Raw genomic sequence first — 23,163 nt, 5'->3', positions numbered from 1 at the left:
TACTACGCATAGTCGTAGATCACATGATTGTCAGGAGTGCCCTGATCGGGTTACCAAGGTATGGCCGACGGCGAGACCGGGTCCTTCCGGTCCTTCCCTCTCGGCGATCCCGTCCCCGAACAAAGGGTTCTTCATGTTCAAGCACGTCACGCTCCGCACCACCGGCACGACCACCCTCCGTACCCGTGCCGCGGTCGTCGCCGCCGGCCTCGGAGCCTCGGTCGTCCTCGGCGCCGGAGTCGCGACTGCTGCCGGCGCACCCGCCGTCGGCGCCCCCACCGCCGGCGCCCCCGCGGCGGCCGCCAAGGGCAACTCCTGGGTCGACCCGGTCCAGCACTACAAGCTGTCCGCGAGCTACGCCCAGAACGGCGGCATGTGGGCGCACAAGCACTCCGGCCAGGACTTCGCCGTGCCGACCGGCACCAAGGTCTTCGCCGCCCACGAGGGCACCGTCGTCAAGGCCGGCAGCTGGGGCGCCGGTGACGGCCCCGCCTACGGCAACGCCGTCGTGATCAAGCACGGCAACGGCACCTACTCGCAGTACGCCCACCTCTCCAAGGTCGAGGTGAGCGTCGGCGAGAAGGTGAACACCGGCGAGCAGATCGCCCTGTCCGGCAACACCGGCAACTCCAGCGGTCCGCACCTGCACTTCGAGATCCGCACCACCGCCAACTACGGCTCGGCCGTCGACCCGGCCCAGTTCCTCGCCTCCAAGGGCGTCAAGATCTGACGCCCCCACGGTGACGCGCGGCGGCGCGACGGACGAACATGCGGAAGGCCCCCGGCAGCACTGCTGCCGGGGGCCATTCGCGTCTCCAAGGGCCTCCGCGGCTCCGGGGCCGCTCGTGTCCCCGGAGCCGGGAGCCGGGAGCCGGGAGCCGGAGCTCGGGGCCGGAGCGGGAGTCGGGGCCGGGATGGGGCGGGGGTGTCAGCCGGGCAGGCGGTACATGCCGTCCTCGAGCGGCTCCACCAGGCCGTCGGCCACCAGGCCGTCCAGCGCACGCGCCCGCTGCACCGGCTCGTCCCACACCGCGTCCAGTGCCGCCTGCGGGACCGGGCCCTCCGCGGCGCGCAGTACAGCGAGGAGTTTGCCGCGCACCTGGCGGTCGGTTCCCGCGTAGGTCTGGCCCCGCCGCGGCGGACCGTCGTGCTCCGGTTTCCCGGCCTGGCGCCAGGCGCAGCGGGCGGCGAGGGGGCAGCGGTGGCAGCTCTCGTTCCGTGCGGTGCAGATCAGCGCGCCCAGTTCCATGGAGGCCGCGGCCCACCGGGCGGCCGTGCGGTCCTCGTCCGGGAGCAGCGCGGCGGCCAGCCGGCGCTCGGCGGCCGTGGTGGCGTTCGGCGGGTACTGGACGCCGGTCACCGCGCGGGCCAGGACCCGCCGGACGTTGGTGTCCAGCACGGCGTGGCGCTGCCCGAAGGCGAAGGAGGCGACGGCCGCGGCCGTGTACTCGCCGACACCGGGCAACGCCAGCAGTTCGGCGTGGTCGGTGGGGACCTCGCCGCCGTGCCGTTCGGTGATGGCGACGGCCGCGCCGTGCAGGCGCAGGGCGCGGCGCGGGTAGCCGAGCCGGCCCCAGGCCCGCACCGCCTCGCCCGGCGCCTCGGCGGCCAGGTCGGCGGGGCGCGGCCAGCGGGCCAGCCACTGCTCGTACACCGGCAGGACCCGGTTGACCGGTGTCTGCTGGAGCATGAACTCGCTGACCATCACTCCCCAGGCGCCCGCCTCGGGGCGCCGCCAGGGCAGGTCGCGGGCGTTCGCCTCGAACCAGGCGTTCACGGGGGTGTGCAGGGGGACGGCGTCGGCGCTGGGGGCGGCCTGTTCCGCGGTGCTCCGCGGGGTGGACGGCCCGTTCTTCGTGGATGCGGTCATGGCGTCATCGATCCTGCCACGACCGCGGGGTCACCCGATGTGCCCAATCGGTCACCCGTTGGCAGTGCTCCAGGGTGCGGAAACGGCCTACCGGGATGATGATCCGGAAAAGTTGTGGTGCGCACGGCGGGTGCCGCCTGCGGGGCGTCCGATCTCTCGTACAGTTTGCGCCGTGGGATCTTTGCGCAATCCGGTCGGGCCGCTTCCCTCCTCCATCTATTGGCGACGGAGGGCTGTCTTCTTTGTCGTGCTGTTCGCGCTGGCGGGGCTGGCCGTATGGCTGGTGACCGGCGGCCGAAACGGTTCCGGCGACAACGCGGGCGGTCCGGACGGCAAGAATCCCGCGCCGTCGATCACCCCCGGCCCCTCCGGCTCGGGTCCCGCGATCGACGACACCCCCGGTGGGCGTGACGAGTCCGGCTCGGGCGGCTCGGGTGACTCCTCCGCGGGCACGTCGTCGGGCGGTGCGGCTGAGGGTGCCGGGTCGGGTGAGGGCGACGGCGGGTCCGGTTCCGGCGGTGGCTCGGGCGGGGCGGGGAGTTCCTCCGGGTCCTCCGGCAGCTCCGGGGACGGCTGGACCAGCTCGGTGAGCAGGCTGTCGGGCGGCACGGACCTCGCCACCTGCTCCAAGGGCGACGTGCGGCTGAGCCTGCGCAGTGTCCGCAACACCTATGAGGACGACGAGAAGCCGGTGCTGCGGCTGACGGTGAGCAACACGTCGGGCGGCGACTGCAAGATCGACCTCGGGCCGCGGGCGGCCGTCATGAAGATCACCAAGGCCAACGCGGAGGACGACGAGACGTACTGGTCCTCGGCGGACTGCCCGGAGGACGGCGCGCTGCTGTTCCGGGTGCCCAAGGGCGGGTCCATCACCTACGAGGTGGAGTGGGACCGCAAGCCGAGCGACTCGGACAAGTGTGCGGCCGCCCCGAAGGGGAGCGCGGGGGCGGGGACGTATCTGGTGGTGGCCAAGAGCGGGGTGACGTCCAGCCCGCTGCAGGCGACGTTCACCCTCAAGTCCGACTGAGCCCCGGGGGCCGGCGCCCGCCCGCACCCGCGGGGTGAGGTGCCGGGCTTCCGCCCGGGTGAGGTGAGGACCGGGCACGCACCGTCCACGCGGACCGGGCACGCACCGTCCACGCGGACCGGGCACGCACCGCCCGCGCACGCCGCGCGCCCACCCCTGTACGCCGCGAGCCCGCCCACGCGCGCCGCGGCTGTCGCGGTCGCCCCGACCGCGCGGACGTCCGGGACGCGCGCGCGGCCAGGACTCCGCGTTCGAGCCCAGAGCTAGACGTAGCGCTCCAGGATGGAGGATTCCGCGAGGCGGGAGAGACCCTCGCGGACACTCCGCGCACGGGCCTCGCCGACCCCGTCGACGGTCTGCAGGTCGTCGACGCTGGCGGCCAGCAGCTTCTGCAGCCCTCCGAAGTGCTCGACCAGCCGGTCGATGATCGCCCCCGGCAGCCGCGGCACCTTGGCCAGCAGCCGGAAACCGCGCGGAGAGACCGCCCCGTCCAGCGCCTCCGGAGACCCGGTGTACCCCAGCGCCCGCGCCACCGTGGCGATGTCCAGCAGCTCCGTGTGCCCGAGCGCGTCCAGCTCGGACAGCGCCTCGTCCACCGAGCGCGACCGCTTCGGCGTCGGCTCCGGCACGTAGTCCCGGACGATCAGCTCACGCTCCGGCTCGACGCCGGCGATCAGCTCGTCCAGCTGGAGCGCCAGCAGACGCCCGTCGGTGCCCAGCTCCACCACGTACTCGGCGATCTCGGTGGCGATCCGGCGCACCATCTCCAGCCGCTGCGCGACCGCGGAGACGTCCCGCACCGTGACCAGGTCCTCGATCTCCAGCGCGGACAGCGTGCCGGCGACCTCGTCCAGGCGGAGCTTGTACCGCTCCAGCGTGGCGAGCGCCTGGTTGGCCCGGGACAGGATGGCCGCCGAGTCCTCCAGGACCCGCCGCTGCCCGTCCACGTAGAGCGCGATCAGCCGCATCGACTGGGAGACGGAGACCACGGGGAAGCCGACCTGCTTGCTGACCCGGTCCGCCGTGCGGTGCCGGGTGCCGGTCTCCTCGGTGGGGATGGTCGGGTCGGGCACCAGTTGCACGCCCGCCCGCAGGATCTTCGAGAGGTCGGTCGAGAGCACGATGCCGCCGTCGAGCTTGCACAGCTCGCGCAGCCGGGTCGCGCTGAACTCGACGTCCAGGACGAAGCCGCCGGTGGCCATCGTCTCGACGGTCTTGTCGGAGCCGAGCACGATCAGGCCGCCGGTGTTGCCGCGCAGCACCCGCTCCAGGCCGTCGCGCAGCGCGGTACCGGGCGCCACGGCGCTCAGCGAGGCGCGCATCAGCCCGTCGGCACCGGAGCTCCCACCGGACTTTCCGGGAGCTGAGGCCCGGTCGTTGGCTGCCACTGCTCTCCTCCGGTCGCAGATTCTTCAGGCGCTTCCCGCGCCGCGCACACTTCGCACGGACGGGCGAGACCGGGGCAAAGTCTACCGGCGGTCCTCGCTCTCCTGCCGGGCCTCTCGCGGACGGGAGCGCGGCAGGACCCTCAACGCGTCCGAGATGTCGGCCACCTCGAGCACCTTCATCCCAGAAGGAATCTTCCCCGGATCGGCCGGGACCAGCGCATGTGTGAATCCGAGGCGATGGGCTTCGGCCAACCGCCGCTGCACGCCGGTGACCCTCCTCACCTCTCCGGCGAGGCCCACTTCGCCGATGGCCACCAGGTTCTTCGGCAGCGGGGTGTCGCTGGCCGCGGACGCCAGAGCCAGCGCGACCGCCAGGTCGGCGGCGGGCTCGGATAGCCGCACGCCGCCCACGGTGGCCGAATAGATGTCCTGCTTGCCCAGCGCCTTGATCCGGCCGCGCTGCTCCAGCACGGCCAGCATCATCGAGACGCGGGAGGTCTCCAGGCCCGAGGTGGTGCGCCGGGGCGTGGGGATCTGGGTGTCGACGGTGAGCGCCTGGACCTCGGCGACCAGGGGGCGGCGGCCCTCCAGGGTGACCGTGAGACAGGTGCCGGGAACGGGCTCGGCCCGGCGGGTGAGGAAGAGGCCGGACGGGTCCGCGAGGCCGGTGATGCCCTCGTCGTGCAGCTCGAAGCAGCCGACCTCGTCGGTGGTGCCGTACCGGTTCTTCACGCCGCGCACCAGGCGCAGCCTGGCGTGCCGGTCGCCCTCGAAGTTGAGGACCACGTCCACCAGGTGCTCCAGCAGGCGCGGACCGGCGATGCTGCCGTCCTTGGTGACGTGACCGACCAGCAGCGTGGACATGCCGCGCTCCTTGGAGGCGCGGATCAGCGCGCCCGCCACCTCGCGGACCTGCGCCATGCCGCCGGGGGCGCCGTCGATCTCCGGCGAGGCGACCGTCTGCACCGAGTCGAGGATCAGCAGGGACGGCTGGACGGCCTCGATGTGGCCGAGCACCGTGGACAGGTCCGTCTCGGCGGCGAGGTAGAGGTGGTCGTGGATGGCGTGGATGCGGTCGGCGCGCAGCCGGACCTGGCTGGCGGACTCCTCGCCGGTCACGTAGAGCGTGCGGTGCTCGGAACTCGCCGACTTGGCGGCGACGTCCAGCAGCAGCGTCGACTTGCCGACACCCGGTTCGCCCGCCACCAGGACCACGGCGCCGGGCACCAGGCCGCCGCCGAGCACCCGGTCCAGCTCGGGAACGCCGGTGGAGCGGGCGGTGGCCTGCTTGCCGTCGACCTGGCCGATGGGGACGGCAGAGGTGGTGACCCGGCCGGGCGCGGTGGTGCGGACCGCGGGGGCGCTGCCGTACTCCTCCACGGTGCCCCAGGCGTGGCATTCGGGGCAGCGGCCGAGCCATTTGGCCGTCTGCCAGCCGCATTCGGTGCAGCGGTAGGACGGACGGTCCTTGGTCGACTTGGTGCGGGCAGCCATAGCGCACACCGTAACCGGCGGCACCGACAGTCCCTCCCGCCACCGTGCACGAACAGGCGTCAACGGCCAGGAAGCATCCAGGAACGGTCAGCCACTAGGCGGGGAAACGTAAAGCCGCGTCCCCTTTCGAGGGAAGGTTTCACCCGAATGGATTAAATGTGCTCAAGGTGGCGGGAACGGTCGTCCATGGACCCCTACGGTCGCACGGGTGACGAGCAGCAGGCCGGAGACCCCCACCCGCATCACCGGCGCACACCGGGCGCACGGCGAGGAGCGCGCACGGCCCACTTCCGCTGAGGCAGCCGAGGCACCCGGGACGACCAGGACGGCCACGACGGCCGAGCCGCCCGAGGTACCTGAGCCGCCCGGGTCGGCGGAGGCGCACGGGATGTGCGCGCCGTACCTCGACGGGCTGTACACCTACAGCCTGTCGGTGCTCTGCGACCGGGACGCGGCGACGTCCGCGGTCGGTGCCGTCCTCGCCGTCGTCGACCGGCGCGGCAGCCGTCTGCCCGGGGAGGGCGAGCGCCGGGCCTGGCTCTACGCGCTGGCCCGCTGGGCCTGCCTACGGGAACTCGCCGAGAACCGCCGACGCCGCGGCCACCGCCGTGACAAGGGCGGCCGCGGCCCGTCGGCGCCGGTCGCCGAGGCGCCGCCGGAGGAGCCGTCGCCGCAGGAGCGGGAGCGGCGCCGCGCCGAGCTGGCGACGCTGGCCTGGCCCGAGGCGGCCGGCACCACGCCCGAGCAGCGCGAGGCGCTGGAGCTGTCGGTCCGGCACGGCCTGGCCGCCGAGGAGGTGGCCACGGTGCTGGGCCTCGGGCAGGCTGCCGCGCAGGACCTGCTGGCCTCGGCCGCCTGCGAGGTGGAGCGGACCCGCGCCGCGCTGGGGGCGGCCGAGTCCGGACACTGCCCGGGCGTCACGCGGCTCACCGGCCAGGACGACCGGTGGGTGCTGAGCGAGGCGCTGCGTACCGAACTGGTCCGCCACGTCGACGACTGCCCGCGTTGCCGCCGCACCGCCGAGCGGGCGGTGCCGGGGCGCTGGCCGGGGACCTCGGTCACGCCGGAGCGGCTGCCGGTGCTGCGGGCTCCGGGGCCGGACGTGCGGGCGGCGGCGCACGCGCCGCGGGGGCGCCGGGGTGTGGCGGCCCCCCGGTTCGACCGGCGCGGCTTCCCCCTGGCCCCGCGCGACCGGGAGGCGCGGCGGCGCCGGATGCGGGGCCGCGTGGTGACCACGACGGTGGTCGCCACGGTGGTGGCGGCGCCGGTCCTCGCCTTGTGGGCGGCCGGCCGGGGCGCTCCGACCGGAGCGGAGGAAGGTTTCGGCAGCCCCGGTGAACGGGCCGCGACGGCCGCGGAGTCCGGTCCCACGGACAAGGGCTCCGGGCCGGCGGACGACCGGGGCTACGCGAACACCGCGAACGCCGTGCCGGGGAGCGGGGCGACGGCCGCGGCGGGCGGTCCCGACGTCTCGGTCGAGGTGGTCGGCGCGTCGGCGCCGGGCGGGTCCGGTGCGGGGGCGGCGGTGCGGGCCCTGCGGGTCTCCGCGGTCGGTGCGGGGGACACGACGCACGTCACGTTGACCGCGCCGGCCGGTCCGGGGACGTCCTCGGTGCGGTGGCGGATGACCGTGGGGGAGTCCTGGCTGTACCTCAGCCGGTCCTCGGGCGTGCTGCGCCCGGGGGAGTCGGTGACGGTGCGGGTGCACGTCGACCCGCTGCGGGAGCCGGCCGGGGCGTGGCGGGCCGGGGTGGCGGTCGCACCGGGCGGTGCGGTGGTCGTGATCCGGGGCGCGGGGGTCATGCCGGGGACGCCTGCCAGGCCGGGGCCGGGGCGGCCGCCGGTGGAGCCGCCGCCCGCTCCGTCGCAGCCGGAGCCGACACCGCCGCCGGGTGAGGCCGACCCGACCTCCCCGCCGGACCCGTCCACGCCCACGCCGTCGCCCAGCGACCCGCCGCCGAGCGGCTCCGTTCCGCCGCCCTCCGAACCCGCCGCTCCCTCCGACCCGGCCCCGACGGAGCCTTCGCCGACCGGGTGAGCCCCGTTCCGGATGCGGTCCGCTCGGTCACGTCGCGCCGCCCGCAGGGGAGCGGCAACCATCCGGCCGCTCGCAGGGAAGCGGCAACCATCCGGCCGCTCGCAGGGGAACGGCAGGCGCACGGCCGCCCGCAGGGCAGTGGGCGTGCGGCCGGGCGCGAGGGCGTCAGGGCTGAGGGTCCGCCGGGTGGGGGTCCGCCGGGTGGGGGGCGAGGACCGGGCCCGCGAGACGCTGTTCGCAGAGCTCGACCAGCCGGTCGTACCCGGCCTTGCCCATCAGCTCCGTCAGCTCCGGCCGGTAGGACACGTACACCGGCTCCCCCGCCCCGTGCGCCGACGTCGCCGACGTGCACCACCAGTGCAGGTCGTGCCCGCCCGGCCCCCACCCCCGGCGGTCGTACTCGCCGATGGAGACCTGGAGCACGCGCGTGTCGTCGGGCCGGTCGATCCAGTCGAAGGTCCGCCGCACCGGGAGCTGCCAGCACACGTCCGGCTTGGTCTCCAGCGGCTCACGCCCCTCCCGCAGCGCCAGGATGTGCAGCGAGCAGCCCGCGCCGCCCGCGAAACCGGGGCGGTTCTGGAAGATGCAGGACCCCTGGTAGGGCCGCGTCTGACGGGAACCCTCGTCGTCCTCGGAGACCCAGCCGCCGCGCGCGCCCTCCGCGTGGTGCTGCCAGATGTCCGGGGTGAGCCGCTCGACGAACCCGGCGACCCGCTGCTCGTCCTCCTCGTCGGAGAAGTGGGCGCCCAGGGAACAGCAGCCGTCCGCGGCGCGGCCCGGCTGGATGCCGTGGCAGCCGCTGCCGAAGACGCAGTTCCAGCGCGAGGTCAGCCAGGTCAGGTCGCAGCGGAAGACCTGATCCTCGTCGGCCGGATCCGGGAACTCCACCCAGGCGCGCGGGAAGTCGAGGCCCTTCTCGTCGTCCTCGGGCACGGGGACATCGATCAGCGGCAGGGCCGTCCGCTTCGAGGCCTTGGCCGTGGCCGTCTTGTGGTCCTTCGCCTTTTTCGTCTTGGGCACGCGTCCAGGGTAAGTGGAGCCGTGGCGACCGGACCGGCCCCGCGATACCCGAAACGTCGCGTTCCTCACACCCTCCCCGCCCACACTTCCACCGTTACGGCGATTGCCTCACCGGCCGCCGGTTACGTTTCTGGGTATGCGACTTGGTGTGCTCGACGTGGGCTCCAACACGGTCCACCTGCTGGTGGTGGACGCCCACCCCGGCGCGTGTCCGCTCCCCGCGCACTCGATGAAGGAGGAGCTGCGGCTCGCCCAGCTGCTCGACGAGGACGGGGCGATAGGCCCCGCGGGCGTCGACCGGCTGATCCACGTGGTCCGGGAGGCGGCCCGGGCCGCCGAGGACAAGGGCGTCGAGGCGCTCCTGCCGTTCGCCACGTCCGCCGTGCGCGAGGCCCGCAACGCCGACGAGGTGCTGGCCCGGGTGCACCGCGAGACGGGCGTGGACCTGCGCGTGCTGTCCGGCGAGGACGAGGCGAAGCTCACCTTCCTCGCAGCCCGCCGCTGGTTCGGCTGGTCGGCCGGACGCCTGCTGGTGCTGGACATCGGCGGCGGCTCCCTGGAGATCGCCTACGGCATCGACGAGGAACCCGACGCGGCCGTCTCGCTGCCGCTGGGCGCGGGCCGGCTGTCCGGCGCCTGGCTGCGCGCCGACCCGCCGGACCCGGAAGAGGTGCGGACCCTGCGGCGCCACGTGCGTGCCGAGATCGCCCGCACCGTCGGCGAGTTCGCCCGCCTCGGCAGCCCCGACCACGTGGTCGCCACGTCCAAGACCTTCCGGCAGCTGGCCCGGCTGGCCGGCGCGGCCCGTTCCGGCGAGGGCCTCTACGTGCAGCGGGAGCTGTCCCGGGACGCCCTGGAGCTCTGGGTGCCGAAGCTGGCGGCGATGACCGAGCAGGAGCGCGCGGAGCTGCCCGGGGTCTCCGAGGGGCGCGCCGGGCAGCTCGTCGCCGGTGCGCTGGTCGCCGAGGCGGCGCTCGACCTCTTCGGCGTCGACCGGGTCGAGATCTGCCCCTGGGCCCTGCGTGAGGGCGTCATCCTCCGCCGCCTCGACCACCTCGCCGGCTGACGGCCGCCCCCACCCCACCCCCGCGGTGCCTGCCGCCCCGACGGCCCGGTGACCGCGCCCCGCCCGCCGCCCCGCTCACGAACGGGCGGCACCCGACCGGGCACCGACTGCGCACGGCCGGGTCCCCGACCAGGCACCGACCCGATGCGTACGGGTAGCCGACCGGATTCCGCCCGACGACCCGCCGCCGCACCACCGGCCGAGCCTCCCAGTGCATCGCCGGACGAGCGGCCCGGTGCACCACCGGACGAACTGACTGGGCGCCGCCCGGACGAACCGAGCTGCGTGCCCACCCGCGCCTCGCGGGATGAGCTGTCCGGGAGCCGCTCGGACGAGCTGAGCGGCGTGCCCACCGGTGCCCTGCGGGATGAACCGACCGGTGAGCCGCCTGGCGAGCCGCCGGACAAGCCGGCCGGCGCCGCCCGGACGAGGTTCCCGGCACACCGCCGGCGGAGCCGCCCCGCGCATCGCCGGACAAGCCGACCGGGGGCCGACCGGTGAGCCGGACGGGGAACCCCGGCCGAGAGGCCCGGCGCACCGCCGGACGAACAGACCGGGAGTCGCCCGGACGAACCGAGGGGCGTGCCCACCGGCGCCCCGCGATGAGCTGTCGGGCGCCGCCCGGACGAGCACCCGGGCGCACCGCCGGACGAGCTTCTCGGTGCACCGTCGGCCGAGCCGCCCCGCGCACCGCCGGACGAGTCGACCGGTGAGCCACCGGACGAGCTGTCCGGGAGCCGCTCGGACGAGCTGAGCGGCGTGCCCACCGGCGCCCTGCGGGATGAACCGACCGGTGAGCCGCCTGGCGAGCCGCCGGACAAGCCGGCCGGCGCCGCCCGGACGAGCTCCCCGGCGCACCGCCGGACGAACAGACCGGGAGTCGCCCGGACGAACCGAGGGGCGTGCCCACCGGCGCCCCGCGATGAGCTGTCGGGCGCCGCCCGGACGAGCACCCGGGCGCACCACCGGCCGAGCCTCCCGGTGCACCGCCGGCCGAGCCGCCCCGCGCAACGCCGGACGAGTCGACCGGCGGACCACCGGACGAACCGACCGGGAGCCGCTCGGGCGAACCGAGCGGCGTGTCCGCCGGCGGACCGCCGGACGAGCCGGCCGGGAGCCGACCCGCGCACCGCCCGCCGAGCCGGACCGGGAACCCCGGCCGAGCCGACCCGCGCACCGACCGGATCGGCGGTCCCGCGGGCGGCCGGAACCGTCTCCGCGCCCCCGCCGCTCGCGCACACCTCCCGTACTCTTGCTGCCGTGGCAGAACCAGTCGTCCGCATTCCCGACGCGAAGGTCGCGCTGTCCACCGCCTCCGTCTATCCGGAGTCCACGGCAACGGCCTTCGAGATCGCCGCGCGCCTCGGCTACGACGGCGTCGAGGTCATGGTGTGGAACGATCCGATCAGCCAGGACATCGAGGCGCTGCGCCGTCTCAGCGACCACCACGGGATCCCGATCCTCGCCGTGCACGCCCCCTGCCTGCTGATCACGCAGCGCGTCTGGTCCAGCGACCCCTGGGTCCGGCTCCAGCGCGCCCGCTCCGCGGCCGAGCGGCTCGGCGCCTCCACCGTCGTGGTGCACCCCCCGTTCCGCTGGCAGCGCCAGTACGCGCGCGACTTCGTCTCCGGCATCTGGCGGATGGCCGACGAGACGGACATCCGGTTCGCCGTGGAGAACATGTACCCCTGGCGCTACCGCGACCGGGAGATGCTCGCCTACGCCCCCGGCTGGGACCCCACGGACGAGGACTACCGGCACTTCACGATCGATCTCAGCCACACCGCCACCGCCCGCACCGACACCATGGCGATGATCGGCCGGATGGGGGAGCGCCTGGGCCACGTCCACCTGGCCGACGGCAGGGGATCGGCCAAGGACGAGCACCTGGTCCCCGGCCGCGGCGACCAGCCCTGCGCGGAGCTGCTGGAAGGGCTTGCCGGATCCGGCTTCGACGGCCATGTGGTGATCGAGGTCAACACTCGCCGCGCGATGTCCAACGCGGAGCGCGAGGCGGACCTGGCGGAGGCGCTGGCCTTCACCCGCCTCCACCTGGCCTCCGCGCTGCGGGTCCCCGGCCAGTGAGCGCCCAGCCGTCCGCGCCACGCCGTGGCCGCGGCCGACCGCCCCGCGCCACCGCCTCCGCCGGTGCCCCCGCCACCCGCGACCGCATCCTGGTCGCCGCCCGCGAGGTGTTCGCCGAGCGCGGTTACGAGAAGGCCAGCGTGCGCGGCATCGCCAAGGCCGCCGAGGTGGACCCGGCGCTGGTCCACCACTACTTCGGCACCAAGGAGCAGGTCTTCGAGTCGGCGGTGGAGGGCGCCTTCGCCCCCGTGCTGCGCTCCCAGCCCTTCGCCGAGGTGCGGCCCGACCACGCCGGGGAACAGTTCGTCCGGATGTTCCTGGGCATCTGGGAGAACCCCGCGACGAGGGCTCCGCTGCTCGCCATCATCCGCTCCGCGGTCAGCAACGAGGCCGCCGCGGCGATCTTCCGCCGCCTGGTCGCGGGACTGGTGCTGAGCAAGGTCGCCAAGGAGCTCGACGGCCCCGACGCGGAGCTGCGCGCGGAGCTCGCCGCCGCCCAGGTGGTGGGCGTGGTGATGCTGCGTTACGTCATCAAGGTCGAGCCGGTGGCCTCCGCCGATCCGGAGGACCTGATAGCGCGCCTCGCCCCCGTCCTCCAGCACCACCTGACCGGCGGGCGCCTGTCCCCCGACGGGTGAGGCGGCGCAGATCACGTCCCGCATTCCGGACAACCCCGTCCGTCCAGTGGATGCCGGGCGTACCCTCGGCTACTGCCAGAACTATCCGAAGGAGCGAGCGACGATGCCCGAGCTGAGGTCCCGCACAGTCACCCACGGCCGCAACATGGCGGGCGCCCGCGCCCTTATGCGGGCCTCCGGTGTACCGGGTGCGGACATCGGCCGGAAGCCGATCATCGCCATCGCCAACTCCTTCACGGAGTTCGTGCCGGGCCACACCCACCTCCAGCCCGTGGGCCGCATCATCAGCGAGGCCGTCACGGCGGCCGGGGGCATCCCGCGCGAGTTCAACACCATCGCCGTCGACGACGGCATCGCCATGGGCCACGGCGGCATGCTGTACTCCCTCCCCTCCCGCGACCTGATCGCGGACAGCGTGGAGTACATGGTCGAGGCGCACTGCGCCGACGCGATGATCTGCGTCTCCAACTGCGACAAGATCACCCCGGGCATGCTGATGGCCGCGCTGCGGCTCGACATCCCCACCGTCTTCGTCTCCGGCGGCCCGATGGAGTCCGGCCGGGCCACGCTGGTCGACGGCACCGTCCGCACGCTCGACCTCGTCGACGCCATCTCCGAGGCGGTCAACGACAAGGTCTCCGACGAGGACATGCTCCGCATCGAGGAGTCCGCCTGTCCCACCTGCGGCAGCTGTTCGGGCATGTTCACGGCCAACTCGATGAACTGCCTGACCGAGGCCATCGGCCTCTCCCTGCCGGGCAACGGCTCGGTCCTCGCCACCCACACCGCCCGCCGCGCCCTCTACGAGGACGCCGCCCGCACGGTGATGGACCTGGTCGACCGGTACTACGGCCAGGACGACGCCTCGGCCCTGCCGCGCAACATCGCGACCCTCGCCGCGTTCGAGAACGCCATGGCGCTGGACATCGCCATGGGCGGCTCCACCAACACGATCCTCCACCTGCTGGCCGCCGCCCAGGAGGCCGGCGTCCCCTTCGGACTGGAGCAGATCAACGAGGTCTCCCGCCGCGTCCCCTGCCTCGCCAAGGTCGCGCCCAACGTGGCCAAGGACCGCACGTACTACATGGAGGACGTGCACCGCGCAGGCGGCATCCCCGCCCTGCTCGGCGAGCTGCACCGGGCCGGTCTGCTCAACGAGGACGTCAACTCGGTCCACAGCGCCTCGCTCGACGACTGGCTGAAGACCTGGGACGTCCGCGGCGGCTCACCGTCCCCCGAGGCCGTCGAGCTCTGGCACGCCGCCCCCGGCTGCGTCCGCTCCGCCGAGGCGTTCTCGCAGTCCGAGCGCTGGGAGGCGCTGGACACCGACGCCGAGAACGGCTGCATCCGCTCCGCCGAGCACGCCTACTCCAAGGACGGCGGCCTGGCCGTGCTGCGCGGCAACCTCGCCGTCGACGGCTGCGTCGTCAAGACGGCCGGCGTCGACGAGTCCATCTGGACCTTCGAGGGTCCCGCGGTGGTCTGCGAGTCGCAGGAGGAGGCCGTCGAGAAGATCCTGAACAAGCAGGTGACCGAGGGCGACGTGGTGGTCATCCGCTACGAGGGCCCCAAGGGCGGCCCCGGCATGCAGGAGATGCTCTACCCGACCTCCTTCCTCAAGGGCCGCGGTCTCGGCAAGGCATGCGCGCTGGTCACCGACGGGCGGTTCTCCGGAGGCACGTCCGGGCTCTCCATCGGGCACGCCTCCCCGGAGGCGGCGTCCGGCGGCGCGATCGCGCTCGTCGAGGACGGCGACCGGATCCGCATCGACATCCCGAACCGGACGATCGAGCTGCTGGTCTCCGACGAGGAACTGGCCGCGCGCCGCGAGGCGCTGGGCGGCCGCTACGCTCCGCGCGCCCGCGACCGCAAGGTCTCCGCGGCCCTGCGGGCCTACGCCGCCATGGCCACCAGCGCCGACAAGGGCGCCGTCCGCGACGTCTCCCTCCTCGGCTGATCCGCCCCGTCACACCGTCCGCCCGCGAGGTTCACCCTCGCGGGCGGCGCCGTACCGCCGCCGTCCCGGTCCCGGTCCCGCTCCCGGTCCCGGTCCCGGTCCCGCTCCCGGTCCCGGTCCCGGTCGCGGGACCAGGACCGATGACCCACCGGCCCCTGCACCGGCCCCTGTTCCTGCTCCGGCCCCTGTTCCTGCTCCGAGCCCGCCGCGGAGCGGTGCCCCGCCCCTGAGCCCCGCGCCCTTCGCGCTGCGACGCGAGGACCCCGATCACGCTCACGCTCCGCCCCGGGCCGCGGCCCCGGAGCGCCGCGACCGCACGCGCCCCGTGCGGCGGCCCCTTCCCCGCACGGCACCGCCCGCTGCCCGCCCGAGGCGTCCCCGGCCCGGCACCCGCCCACCGCCCCAGGCACAGCCCCGGATCGCCGCGCTGCCCAGGCCTCTTACGCTGTCCCAAGCCGCAGCCCTGGCCCTCGCGCCGCCCCGAGGCGCGTCCCGGCCACCGCGACGCCGCTGCCCCGCACCGTGGACCCGCTCCCGCCCCGCGCCAACACGGTCGACCCGGCGCATGCGCCGCTCGGGCCCGCGCCTGCCGGGCGCTGCCCCGGGTGTCCCGCCGACTCGCGGACGAACAGGACGTCAGCCCCACACCCCCGCCAGGGTCATGGGTCAAACCGCGCGCCGGCGACGCGGATATCACCCCACGCGGAGCGGGGAAGCCCGGTCCGGCACCTGGGCGGCCGAACTGCCTTCCCGTACGGAGCAACACCGGACGGTGCGGCGCCGCCCGCGCGATCAGCATGGGCATGCGGCGATCACGCTCCGGTCGCCACCCTCCCTCGATCCGGAAGGCCCGCATGTCTGTTCACCGCTCCATAGCTCCGGGACGGAGGCGCCTGGGGCGTCTCGCCCGTGCCCTCGCGGGGGCCGCGGCCCTCGTCACCCTCCTGGGCGCGGCCGCCCCGCCGGACGTCCCCCCGGCGGAGCCGGGCACCTCCGTGGTGACGGTGAAGACGGGCGGCGACCGGGTCGCCGACTCGGTCGTGGGCCCCCTCGCCGGCGTACGGCTCGCCCTCTTCGCCTCCGAGGACGCCACCCAGCCGGTGAACACCGCCTGGGCGGTCTGCACCTCCGACGCGGACGGCGACTGCAGCTTCGTCGTGCCCGGCACCGGCGACGGCGGCGCCAACGAGGGCGCGCGCTTCTGGGTCCGCCAGATCGGGGTGCCGGACGGCTGGTACACCAACCCCACCCTGCGCACCGGCGCGGGCAGCGGCTCGGGCTCGTTCGCCTCCCCCTACCGGTTCCAGACCCCCGCGCTGGAGGGCGGCGAGGTCTACTCCTCGACCAGCGACTTCATGTACAGCACCGACTACGCCACCAGCCCCTACCTGGCCTCGGGCGGTATCTGGCAGCAGTCGCGGATCAACCCTGAGCTGCCCGAGGACTGCGGTCTGGACATCGCGCTGGTCCTCGACCTGTCGGCCTCGGTGGGCAGCGCACTGCCCAGCCTCAAGGCGGCGGCCGACGGGTTCACGGACGCCCTCACCGGAACGCCGTCCCGGCTGGCGCTGTTCTCCTTCGACCGGCGGTCGCCCAGCACCGGCACCACCAACCACCCGGAACTGGTGCCGGTCTCCACGGAGGCCGGCGCGGAGGAGTTCAAGGACCTCTACGCCGACTGGACGCTGGGTTCCGGCACCAACTGGGACCAGGGCCTGTACGCGGTGGCCAAGGCCGAGCAGCACTACGACGCCGTCGTGGTGCTGACCGACGGCAACCCCACGTACTGGAACAACCCGGCCACCGGCGACGGCTCGCACACCCACTTCGCGGACGTGGAGGGCGGCATCTTCGCCGCCAACGCGGTCAAGGCGGAGGGCACGCGCGTCATCGCCCTCGGCGTGGGCCGGGGCGTCGAGGGGGTGTCCGGCCTCAACCTGCGCGCCATCTCCGGCACGGAGGCCTACGACGGCACCAACCCGACCACCGCGGACTACTACCAGACCGCCAACTTCGAGGGCGCCGCCGAGGCCCTGCACGACCTCGCCCTCGGCCACTGCGACGGAACCCTCACGGTGGTCAAGCAGATCGTGCCCCCGCAGAACACCGGCGAGGACGTCACCGGCGCCACGGTGGCGGGCGCCGGCTGGGAGTTCACCGCCACGACCACCACCCAGGGGATCGGCGGACTGCCCGACACCGAGGAGACGACCGGTGACGGTACCGGCGCGGTGGTGTTCCAGCCCACCTACCCGGGCACCGTGGACGACGCCTCGGTGAACGTCACGGAGTCCCAGCAGGACGGCTACACCGTGGTGACCCAGGGCGGCCGCAACGCCGTGTGCGTCAACCTCGACGACGACTCCCCGGTCGAGGTCACCAACACCGGGGCGGCCGGCGGTCCCGGCTTCACACTCGACCTCCCTCGCCAGGCCGCCGTCAGCTGCGTCGTGTACAACCGCGCGCAGGAGGACGCCGAGGCCGACGTCACCGTCGACAAGGAGTGGTCCATCGACGGGACGGTCTACGAGCACGCGGACCGCCCGGACGGATTCGACGCCGAACTCACCCTGACCGGCCCCGGTTCGGCCGGAGCCACCGGCCAGGACTGGGGCGTGACCCGCGAGGGCTACGCGGTCGGCGACACGGTGACCGTCGCCGAGACCACCGAGATCCCGGACGAGTGCACGCTGAGCAGCCGACGGGTGGTCACGGCCAACGGCCGCCCGGTCGACGCGGCACTGCCCTACCGGACGGAGCTGACCCAGGAGTCCAACGCCTACACCGTGCGCAACACGGTCACCTGCGACGGCGACGACGACACCCGGCTCACCCTGGTCAAGCGCGTGATCAGCGAGGACGGCACCGCGGAGCCGGAGGACTGGACCCTGACCGCGGACGGCCCCGCCGACCTCGCCGGCGTCAGCGGCAGCGAGGAGGTCACCGGTGTGGAGGTGCCCTCGGGCACCTACACCCTCGGTGAGTCCGACGGCCCCGCCGGATACCGCCGGAGCGGCTGGTACTGCGTGACGGACGACGGTGGTCTGCTGCCGGTCCGGGCGGACCGGGTGACGCTCCCCGCGGGCTCCTCGGTGACCTGCACGCTCGTCAACAAGGAGAAGTCCGGCCACCACGGAGGCCACGGCAAACCCGGCCACCACGGACCCGGCCACGGCAAGCCCGGCCACCACGGACCGGGTCACGGCGGCGGCCACCACGGAGGCGGCCACCGGCAGGACCAGGACCACGGCGTGTGCCGCTGGCTCCCGTTCTTCGACGAGTCGGAGGTGACGTCCTGGCTCTGCCGCTGACGCGGTGACCGCACGACGGCCCCCGGGCCCGGCCCGCACAGCGGCGGCCGGGCCCCTCGGGGGCCGTCACACCCGGCTCCGGAACAACCCCGCTCCGGAACAACCCGCTCCCGAACAACCCCGCTCCGGAACAACCCGCGTTCCGGAACAACCCGATCCGGAACCCCGCGCCCCCGGCATCCGGACCGGAATAAGGGGTTCCCGGGCAGGAATTGCGAGACTTCCGCCCCACGGAACCCAACCTGGTGAAAGCTCCCGAGGCCCGCCACCGGTCCGCTCCACCATGGAGCCATGACCTCGCCCACCGCGCGCCCCCTGCCCGCTTCCCTGGTCACGGCCCACGCCGAACGGGCGCGCTCCTTCAACAGCGCCGCAGCCGTCTACGCCGCCGCCCGCCCCACCTACCCGCCCGTCCTGTTCGACGCCGTCGAGGAACTGTCCCGCCGTCCCCTGGCCGGCGCCCGCGTGGTCGACGTGGGCGCAGGCACCGGCATCTCCACCGCCCTCCTGCGCTCCCGCGGCGCGCGGGTCCTCGCCGTGGAACCCGGTGAGGGCATGGCCGCCGAGTTCCGCCGCGCCCTCCCCGCGACCCCCCTGGTCAGGGGCGACGGCAACCACCTCCCGCTGGCCTCCGCGACCGTTGACCTGGTGACCTACGCCCAGTCCTGGCACTGGACCGACCCCGCGCACGCCCACCCCGAGGCGATGCGCGTCCTGCACCCGGGCGGCGCCCTCGCCCTCTGGTGGAACACCGACGCCCAGGACGTCCCGTGGATCGCCGAGCAGGCCGACCGCGTCCGCCGGCACTTCGGCGACGACCGCGCCAACAAGTCCGGCGGCGGCACCCGCACCCTCGACGCCGACAAGCTCTTCGCCGGCGCCCCGTTCCCGCCCGAGCCCGACCGGATCGCCCGCCGCGTGCTCCGGTGGAGCCGCCGCGTCCCGCTCGACACCCACCTGGCCAACGTCGCCAGCCACTCCCTCTTCATCGTGCACGGCGAGGAATCCACCCGCGCCTTCCTCGACCGCGAGCGCGCCCGCCTCCGGGAGGTCTTCCCGGACGGGCTCGTCGAGGAGGTCTACGACGTCCTCCTCCTGGTCGTCACACCACGCTGACCCCCTCGCCGCCTCCCCGGACCCCGCCCGCAGCCCCAAGGCCGCCGCACGAATCCGCGCGGCGGCCTTGACGTGTCCGCAGCGGCGGAGAATTATTCACCGCATGATGAATAAACAGCCCGGTCCGGCGATCCGGGCCACCGGCCTCACCGTGGTCCGAGGCCCCCGCACCGTGCTGCGCGACCTGGACTTCACCGTGCCCGCCGGCCGCATCACCGGCCTGCTCGGCCCCTCCGGTTGCGGCAAATCGACCCTGATCCGCGCCGTCATGGGCACCCAGGCCAAGGTCACCGGCGACCTCCAGGTCCTCGGCCACCCCGCCGGACACCCCTCGCTGCGTGCCCGCATCGGCTACGTCACCCAGGCCCCCGCCGTCTTCGACGACCTCACCGTCCGGCAGAACCTGGAGTACTTCGCCGCGGTCCTCGACCCCGGCCGCCGCGCCGCGGCCCGCCGCCAGGAGAACGTGACGCGCGCCGTCGCCGACGTCGATCTCACCAGCCATGCCGACGCCCTGGCCGGCAACCTCTCCGGGGGCCAGCGCAGCCGCGTGTCCCTCGCCGTCGCCCTCCTCGGCACACCGGAACTCCTGGTCCTCGACGAACCCACCGTCGGACTCGACCCGGTGCTCCGCCGGGACCTCTGGGACCTCTTCGACGCCATCGCCGCCGACCGCGGCGCCAGCCTCCTGGTCTCCTCCCACGTCATGGACGAGGCCGAGCGCTGCCACGGCCTCCTGCTGATGCGCGAGGGCCAGATCCTTGCCCAGGACACCCCCGACGCCCTGAAGACCCGCACCGGCACGGACACCGTCGAGGCGGCCTTCCTCAGCCTCATCGACGAGGCCGCCGAAGCCGCGGCCGAGGCCGCCCGGTCCCACCGCCAGGAGACCCCCCGATGACCACCGCGCCCCTCAGCCCAGCCCGGACCGCCGCCACCGCCGCCCGTGTCCTGCGCCAGCTCCGCAACGACCCCCGCACCATCGCCCTGCTGCTCCTGGTGCCCTGCCTCCTGCTGCTCCTGCTCCGCTACGTCTTCGACGGCAGCCCTGACACCTTCGACACCATCGGCGCCTCACTGCTCGGCATCTTCCCGCTGATCACCATGTTCCTGGTCACCAGCATCGCCACCCTGCGCGAACGCACCTCGGGCACGCTGGAACGCCTCCTCGCCATGCCCCTCGGCAAGGCCGACTTCATCGCCGGCTACGCCCTCGCCTTCGGCACCCTGGCCATCGTCCAGTCGCTGCTCACCACCGGCCTCGCCGTCTGGGGCCTCGGCCTCGACGTCACCGGCTCGCCCTGGCTGCTGCTCCTGGTCGCCCTCCTCGACGCCGTCCTCGGCACCGCCCTCGGCCTCTTCGTCTCCGCCTTCGCCGCCTCGGAGTTCCAGGCCGTCCAGTTCATGCCGGCCGTGATCTTCCCGCAGCTCCTGCTGTGCGGTCTGTTCACCCCGCGCGACCAGATGCAGCCCGTCCTGGAGGCCGTCTCCAACGTCCTGCCCATGTCCTACGCGGTCGACGGGATGAACGAGGTCCAGCAGCACGCCGGGGTCACCGGCGACTTCGTCCGCGACGTCCTGGTCATGGTCGGCTGCGCCCTCCTGGTCCTCGCCGTCGGCGCGGCCACCCTCCGCCGCCGCACGGCCTGACACGCCGCGCTGCCTGATGTGCCGCACGGGGGAACGGCGTGCCGGGAGTGCCGTTCCGCCTGGCGGACAGTGCGCGGGGTCGCCGCGGCCCCGGTGCGAGGATGGCCGTGGACGACGCGCAACTCCCCCGGAGGGCAACACCCATGAGCCAGAAAGTCGCAGTTCTCGGCACCGGCAAGATCGGCGAAGCACTGCTCAGCGGCATGATCCGGGGCGGCTGGAACCCGTCCGACCTGCTGGTCACAACCCGCCGCGCCGAACGCGCCGAGGAGCTCTGCTCCCGCTACGGGGTGACGGCGGTCGGCAACGCCGAGGCCGCCAAGGCCGCCGACACCCTGATCCTCACCGTCAAGCCGCAGGACATGGGCGCCCTGGTCGAGGAGCTGGCCCCGCACGTCCCGGCCGGACGCCTGGTCATCAGCGGCGCCGCCGGCATCACGACCGCCTCTCTGGAGGACCGCCTCCCGGCCGGCGTCCCCGTGGTCCGCGTCATGCCCAACACCCCCGCCCTGGTCGACGAGGCCATGTCCGTGATCTCCGCGGGACGTCACGCCACCGACGCCCACGTCGAGACCGCGGAGCAGATCTTCGGATCGGTGGGCAAGACCCTCCGCGTCCCCGAGTCGCAGCAGGACGCCTGCACCGCGCTCTCCGGCTCCGGTCCGGCGTACTTCTACTACCTGGTGGAGGCCATGACCGACGCCGGCATCCTGCTCGGCCTGCCCCGGGACAAGGCCCACGACCTGATCGTCCAGTCCGCCATCGGCGCCGCCGTCATGCTCCGTGACAGCGGCGAGCACCCGGTGAAGCTTCGCGAGAACGTCACCTCGCCCGCGGGCACCACCATCAGCGCCATCCGCGAGCTGGAGAACCACGGCGTCCGCGCCGCCCTGATCGCCGCGCTCGAGGCCGCCCGCGACCGCAGCCGCGAACTCGCCTCCGGCAACGGCTCCTGAGGCGACGGACACGGGGGTCCCGGGGCGGAGCCCGCTCCGCCCCGGGACCCGGTGCCCTTCAGGCCGGCGGCAGCAGCCCGATCGCCCGGTAGGCCGCGTCCACCACCGGCCGCGCTCTCTCCCGAGCCCGCTCGGCCCCCGCCCGCAGCACGCCGTCCACCTGGGCCGGATCCGCGCACAGCTCCGCGTGCCGCTCCCGCACCGGCCGCAGCACCTCCACGACGGCCTCGGCGACGTCCTTCTTCAGAGGGCCGTACCCCGTGTACTTCCCGGCCAGCGCCGCCGGCTCCTCGCCGGTGCAGGCGGCGAGGATCTCCAGCAGATTGGCCACCCCCGGCCGGGCCGCTCGGTCGTACACGACCTCCTGCCCACCGGCCCCGCTGTCGGTGACCGCCCGCATCACCTTCCTGCGCACCACTTCGGGTTCGTCCAGGAGACGCACCACCCCCTGCCCCGAACGGTCGCTCTTCCCCATCTTCGAGGCGGGCTCCTGCAGGTTCATCACCCGCGCACCGACCGTGGCCAGGGTGGCCTTCGGAACGACGAAGGTACGGCCGTAGCGCTGGTTGAACCGCTCCGCGACGCCCCGTGCCAGCTCGACATGCTGTCGCTGGTCCTCGCCCACCGGCACCTCGTCGGTGGCGTACGCCAGGATGTCCGCCGCCATCAGCACCGGATACGTCAGCAGGGACAGCCGCACACCGTTGCCCTGCTCCTGCTGGCGCACGACCTTCTCCTTGTACTGCACCATCCGCCGCATCTCACCGTCGGTCGCCACGCACTCCAGCAGATAGGACAGCCGCGCGTGCTCGTCGACGTGGCTCTGCACGAACACGGTGCACACCTCGGGGTCCAGCCCGGACGCCAGCAGCAGCGTGGCCGTCTGCCGGCTCAGCCGCCGGAGCCTTGCGGGGTCGTGCTCCACGGTGAGTGCGTGCAGATCGACGACGCAGAACAGGGCGTCGGACCGGTGCTGGTCGACGGCCGCCCAGCGGCGGACCGCCCCGAGGTAGTTGCCCAGTGTCAGATGCCCCGACGGCTGGACACCGCTGAAGACCCGCTTCGTCTCTCGACCCATCTCCCGACCTCCTGGTCGTCCGGGCCGCTCCGTGCCCGGCGGCCACCCCGTGGAGGGAGATACGGGAAACGGCCGCCGGGATCCGGCGGCCGCTGCTTGATCGCATGCGTGAGGACGGGCCGCCGTCAGGCGGCCCACCAGCTCTGGGTGCACGCATGCGCTGAGTTCACGCGGCCAGGCTAGGCCGTGACGGGGTGCCTGTACAGGGAGTTTGACACTGCCCGAGGTGATCCGTAAGGTTCTCCGAGTTGTCCGACGTGAGCACCGACTCCGGTCGGCCCCGGACAGCCACCCCACAAGCACCACCGAAGCCTCGCGGCTATTTCTGCCGTGTGTGTCGACGTGTGCATTGCGGAGTGCAGGATTCCTCGTTCGTGAGAGCGGGACCCCCGATTGGCATCGGGGGAAGGGAATCCGCTAAAGTCTCACAGGTCGGAAGGGCCCAACGGCCCGGAAGGCAAATCCCGCT

General features: G+C 73.9%; 17 protein-coding genes. 12 read left to right on the top strand and 5 right to left on the bottom strand.

Going from position 1 to position 23,163, the window contains the following annotated elements; all coding sequences use genetic code 11:
- Nucleotides 1–133 precede the first annotated feature (133 nt).
- Nucleotides 134–730, top strand: a complete 597-nt coding sequence (locus GBN72_RS20525; RefSeq protein WP_151773356.1) for a M23 family metallopeptidase — start codon at nucleotides 134–136, stop codon at nucleotides 728–730.
- 198 nt (nucleotides 731–928) lie between these two features.
- On the opposite strand, the gene GBN72_RS20520 is transcribed toward GBN72_RS20525, so the two are convergent.
- Nucleotides 929–1,870 (bottom strand): iron-sulfur binding domain-containing protein, encoded by a 942-nt coding sequence (locus tag GBN72_RS20520; RefSeq protein WP_151773355.1) that lies wholly within the window; start codon nucleotides 1,868–1,870, stop codon nucleotides 929–931.
- 247 nt (nucleotides 1,871–2,117) lie between these two features.
- On the opposite strand from GBN72_RS20520, the gene GBN72_RS20515 reads away from it, so the two are divergent.
- Entirely contained in the window at nucleotides 2,118–2,897 is a 780-nt protein-coding gene (locus GBN72_RS20515; RefSeq protein ID WP_369695896.1) for a hypothetical protein, read from the top strand.
- A 263-nt stretch (nucleotides 2,898–3,160) separates the two neighbouring features.
- On the opposite strand, the gene disA is transcribed toward GBN72_RS20515, so the two are convergent.
- Together disA and radA are read right to left on the bottom strand one after the other, a co-directional pair.
- A complete protein-coding gene (disA, locus tag GBN72_RS20510) occupies nucleotides 3,161–4,285 on the bottom strand; it encodes a DNA integrity scanning diadenylate cyclase DisA (protein ID WP_151773353.1) in 1,125 nt (374 codons plus the stop codon).
- Between the two features lie 81 nt (nucleotides 4,286–4,366).
- The gene (radA, locus tag GBN72_RS20505) at nucleotides 4,367–5,779 is read right to left on the bottom strand and encodes a DNA repair protein RadA (RefSeq protein ID WP_151773352.1); all 1,413 of its coding nucleotides are present in this window, start codon (nucleotides 5,777–5,779) and stop codon (nucleotides 4,367–4,369) included.
- Between the two features lie 208 nt (nucleotides 5,780–5,987).
- Here radA and GBN72_RS20500 point away from each other — a divergent pair, with 208 nt between their 5' ends.
- Nucleotides 5,988–7,817 carry a sigma-70 family RNA polymerase sigma factor gene (locus tag GBN72_RS20500; protein ID WP_151773351.1) on the top strand — a complete coding sequence of 610 codons (1,830 nt, stop codon included), beginning with the start codon at nucleotides 5,988–5,990 and terminating at the stop codon, nucleotides 7,815–7,817.
- A gap of 165 nt (nucleotides 7,818–7,982) precedes the next feature.
- On the opposite strand, the gene GBN72_RS20495 is transcribed toward GBN72_RS20500, so the two are convergent.
- The gene (locus tag GBN72_RS20495) at nucleotides 7,983–8,837 is read right to left on the bottom strand and encodes a DUF3109 family protein (protein ID WP_174887169.1); all 855 of its coding nucleotides are present in this window, start codon (nucleotides 8,835–8,837) and stop codon (nucleotides 7,983–7,985) included.
- 136 nt (nucleotides 8,838–8,973) lie between these two features.
- Here GBN72_RS20495 and GBN72_RS20490 point away from each other — a divergent pair, with 136 nt between their 5' ends.
- From GBN72_RS20490 to proC, 9 genes are all read left to right on the top strand, one after another.
- Nucleotides 8,974–9,903: a Ppx/GppA family phosphatase gene (locus tag GBN72_RS20490; protein WP_151773350.1), complete on the top strand. Its 930-nt coding sequence runs from the start codon at nucleotides 8,974–8,976 to the stop codon at nucleotides 9,901–9,903.
- Nucleotides 9,904–11,163: 1,260 nt separating this feature from the next.
- Nucleotides 11,164–11,988 carry a sugar phosphate isomerase/epimerase family protein gene (locus GBN72_RS20485; protein ID WP_151773349.1) on the top strand — a complete coding sequence of 275 codons (825 nt, stop codon included), beginning with the start codon at nucleotides 11,164–11,166 and terminating at the stop codon, nucleotides 11,986–11,988.
- Nucleotides 11,985–12,626, top strand: a complete 642-nt coding sequence (locus tag GBN72_RS20480; protein ID WP_151773348.1) for a TetR/AcrR family transcriptional regulator — start codon at nucleotides 11,985–11,987, stop codon at nucleotides 12,624–12,626. Before GBN72_RS20485 ends, GBN72_RS20480 begins: the two co-directional genes overlap by 4 nt.
- Before the next feature lie 103 nt (nucleotides 12,627–12,729).
- Nucleotides 12,730–14,583 (top strand): dihydroxy-acid dehydratase, encoded by a 1,854-nt coding sequence (gene ilvD / locus GBN72_RS20475; RefSeq protein ID WP_151773347.1) that lies wholly within the window; start codon nucleotides 12,730–12,732, stop codon nucleotides 14,581–14,583.
- An 854-nt stretch (nucleotides 14,584–15,437) separates the two neighbouring features.
- On the top strand, nucleotides 15,438–17,894 hold the full coding sequence (locus GBN72_RS20470) for a VWA domain-containing protein (RefSeq protein WP_151773346.1): 2,457 nt from the start codon (nucleotides 15,438–15,440) through the stop codon (nucleotides 17,892–17,894).
- A gap of 291 nt (nucleotides 17,895–18,185) precedes the next feature.
- Nucleotides 18,186–19,010, top strand: coding sequence for a class I SAM-dependent methyltransferase (locus GBN72_RS20465; RefSeq protein WP_151773345.1), 825 nt, complete (start codon nucleotides 18,186–18,188; stop codon nucleotides 19,008–19,010).
- Nucleotides 19,011–19,113: 103 nt separating this feature from the next.
- Entirely contained in the window at nucleotides 19,114–19,911 is a 798-nt protein-coding gene (locus GBN72_RS20460) for an ABC transporter ATP-binding protein (RefSeq protein WP_151773344.1), read from the top strand.
- Entirely contained in the window at nucleotides 19,908–20,660 is a 753-nt protein-coding gene (locus tag GBN72_RS20455) for an ABC transporter permease (RefSeq protein WP_151773343.1), read from the top strand. Before GBN72_RS20460 ends, GBN72_RS20455 begins: the two co-directional genes overlap by 4 nt.
- A gap of 143 nt (nucleotides 20,661–20,803) precedes the next feature.
- Nucleotides 20,804–21,616: a pyrroline-5-carboxylate reductase gene (gene proC, locus GBN72_RS20450; protein ID WP_151773342.1), complete on the top strand. Its 813-nt coding sequence runs from the start codon at nucleotides 20,804–20,806 to the stop codon at nucleotides 21,614–21,616.
- A gap of 58 nt (nucleotides 21,617–21,674) precedes the next feature.
- Here the strand turns inward: proC and trpS are convergent, their stop codons facing one another.
- Nucleotides 21,675–22,694 carry a tryptophan--tRNA ligase gene (gene trpS, locus GBN72_RS20445; RefSeq protein ID WP_151773341.1) on the bottom strand — a complete coding sequence of 340 codons (1,020 nt, stop codon included), beginning with the start codon at nucleotides 22,692–22,694 and terminating at the stop codon, nucleotides 21,675–21,677.
- Nucleotides 22,695–23,163 lie beyond the last annotated feature (469 nt).

Source organism: Streptomyces abyssomicinicus, assembly GCF_008974245.1.
Taxonomy (GTDB): Bacteria; Actinomycetota; Actinomycetes; order Streptomycetales; family Streptomycetaceae; genus Streptomyces; species Streptomyces abyssomicinicus.
Note: the sequence above shows the minus strand (reverse complement) of the source record. Positions and strands in the feature narration are given on the sequence as shown.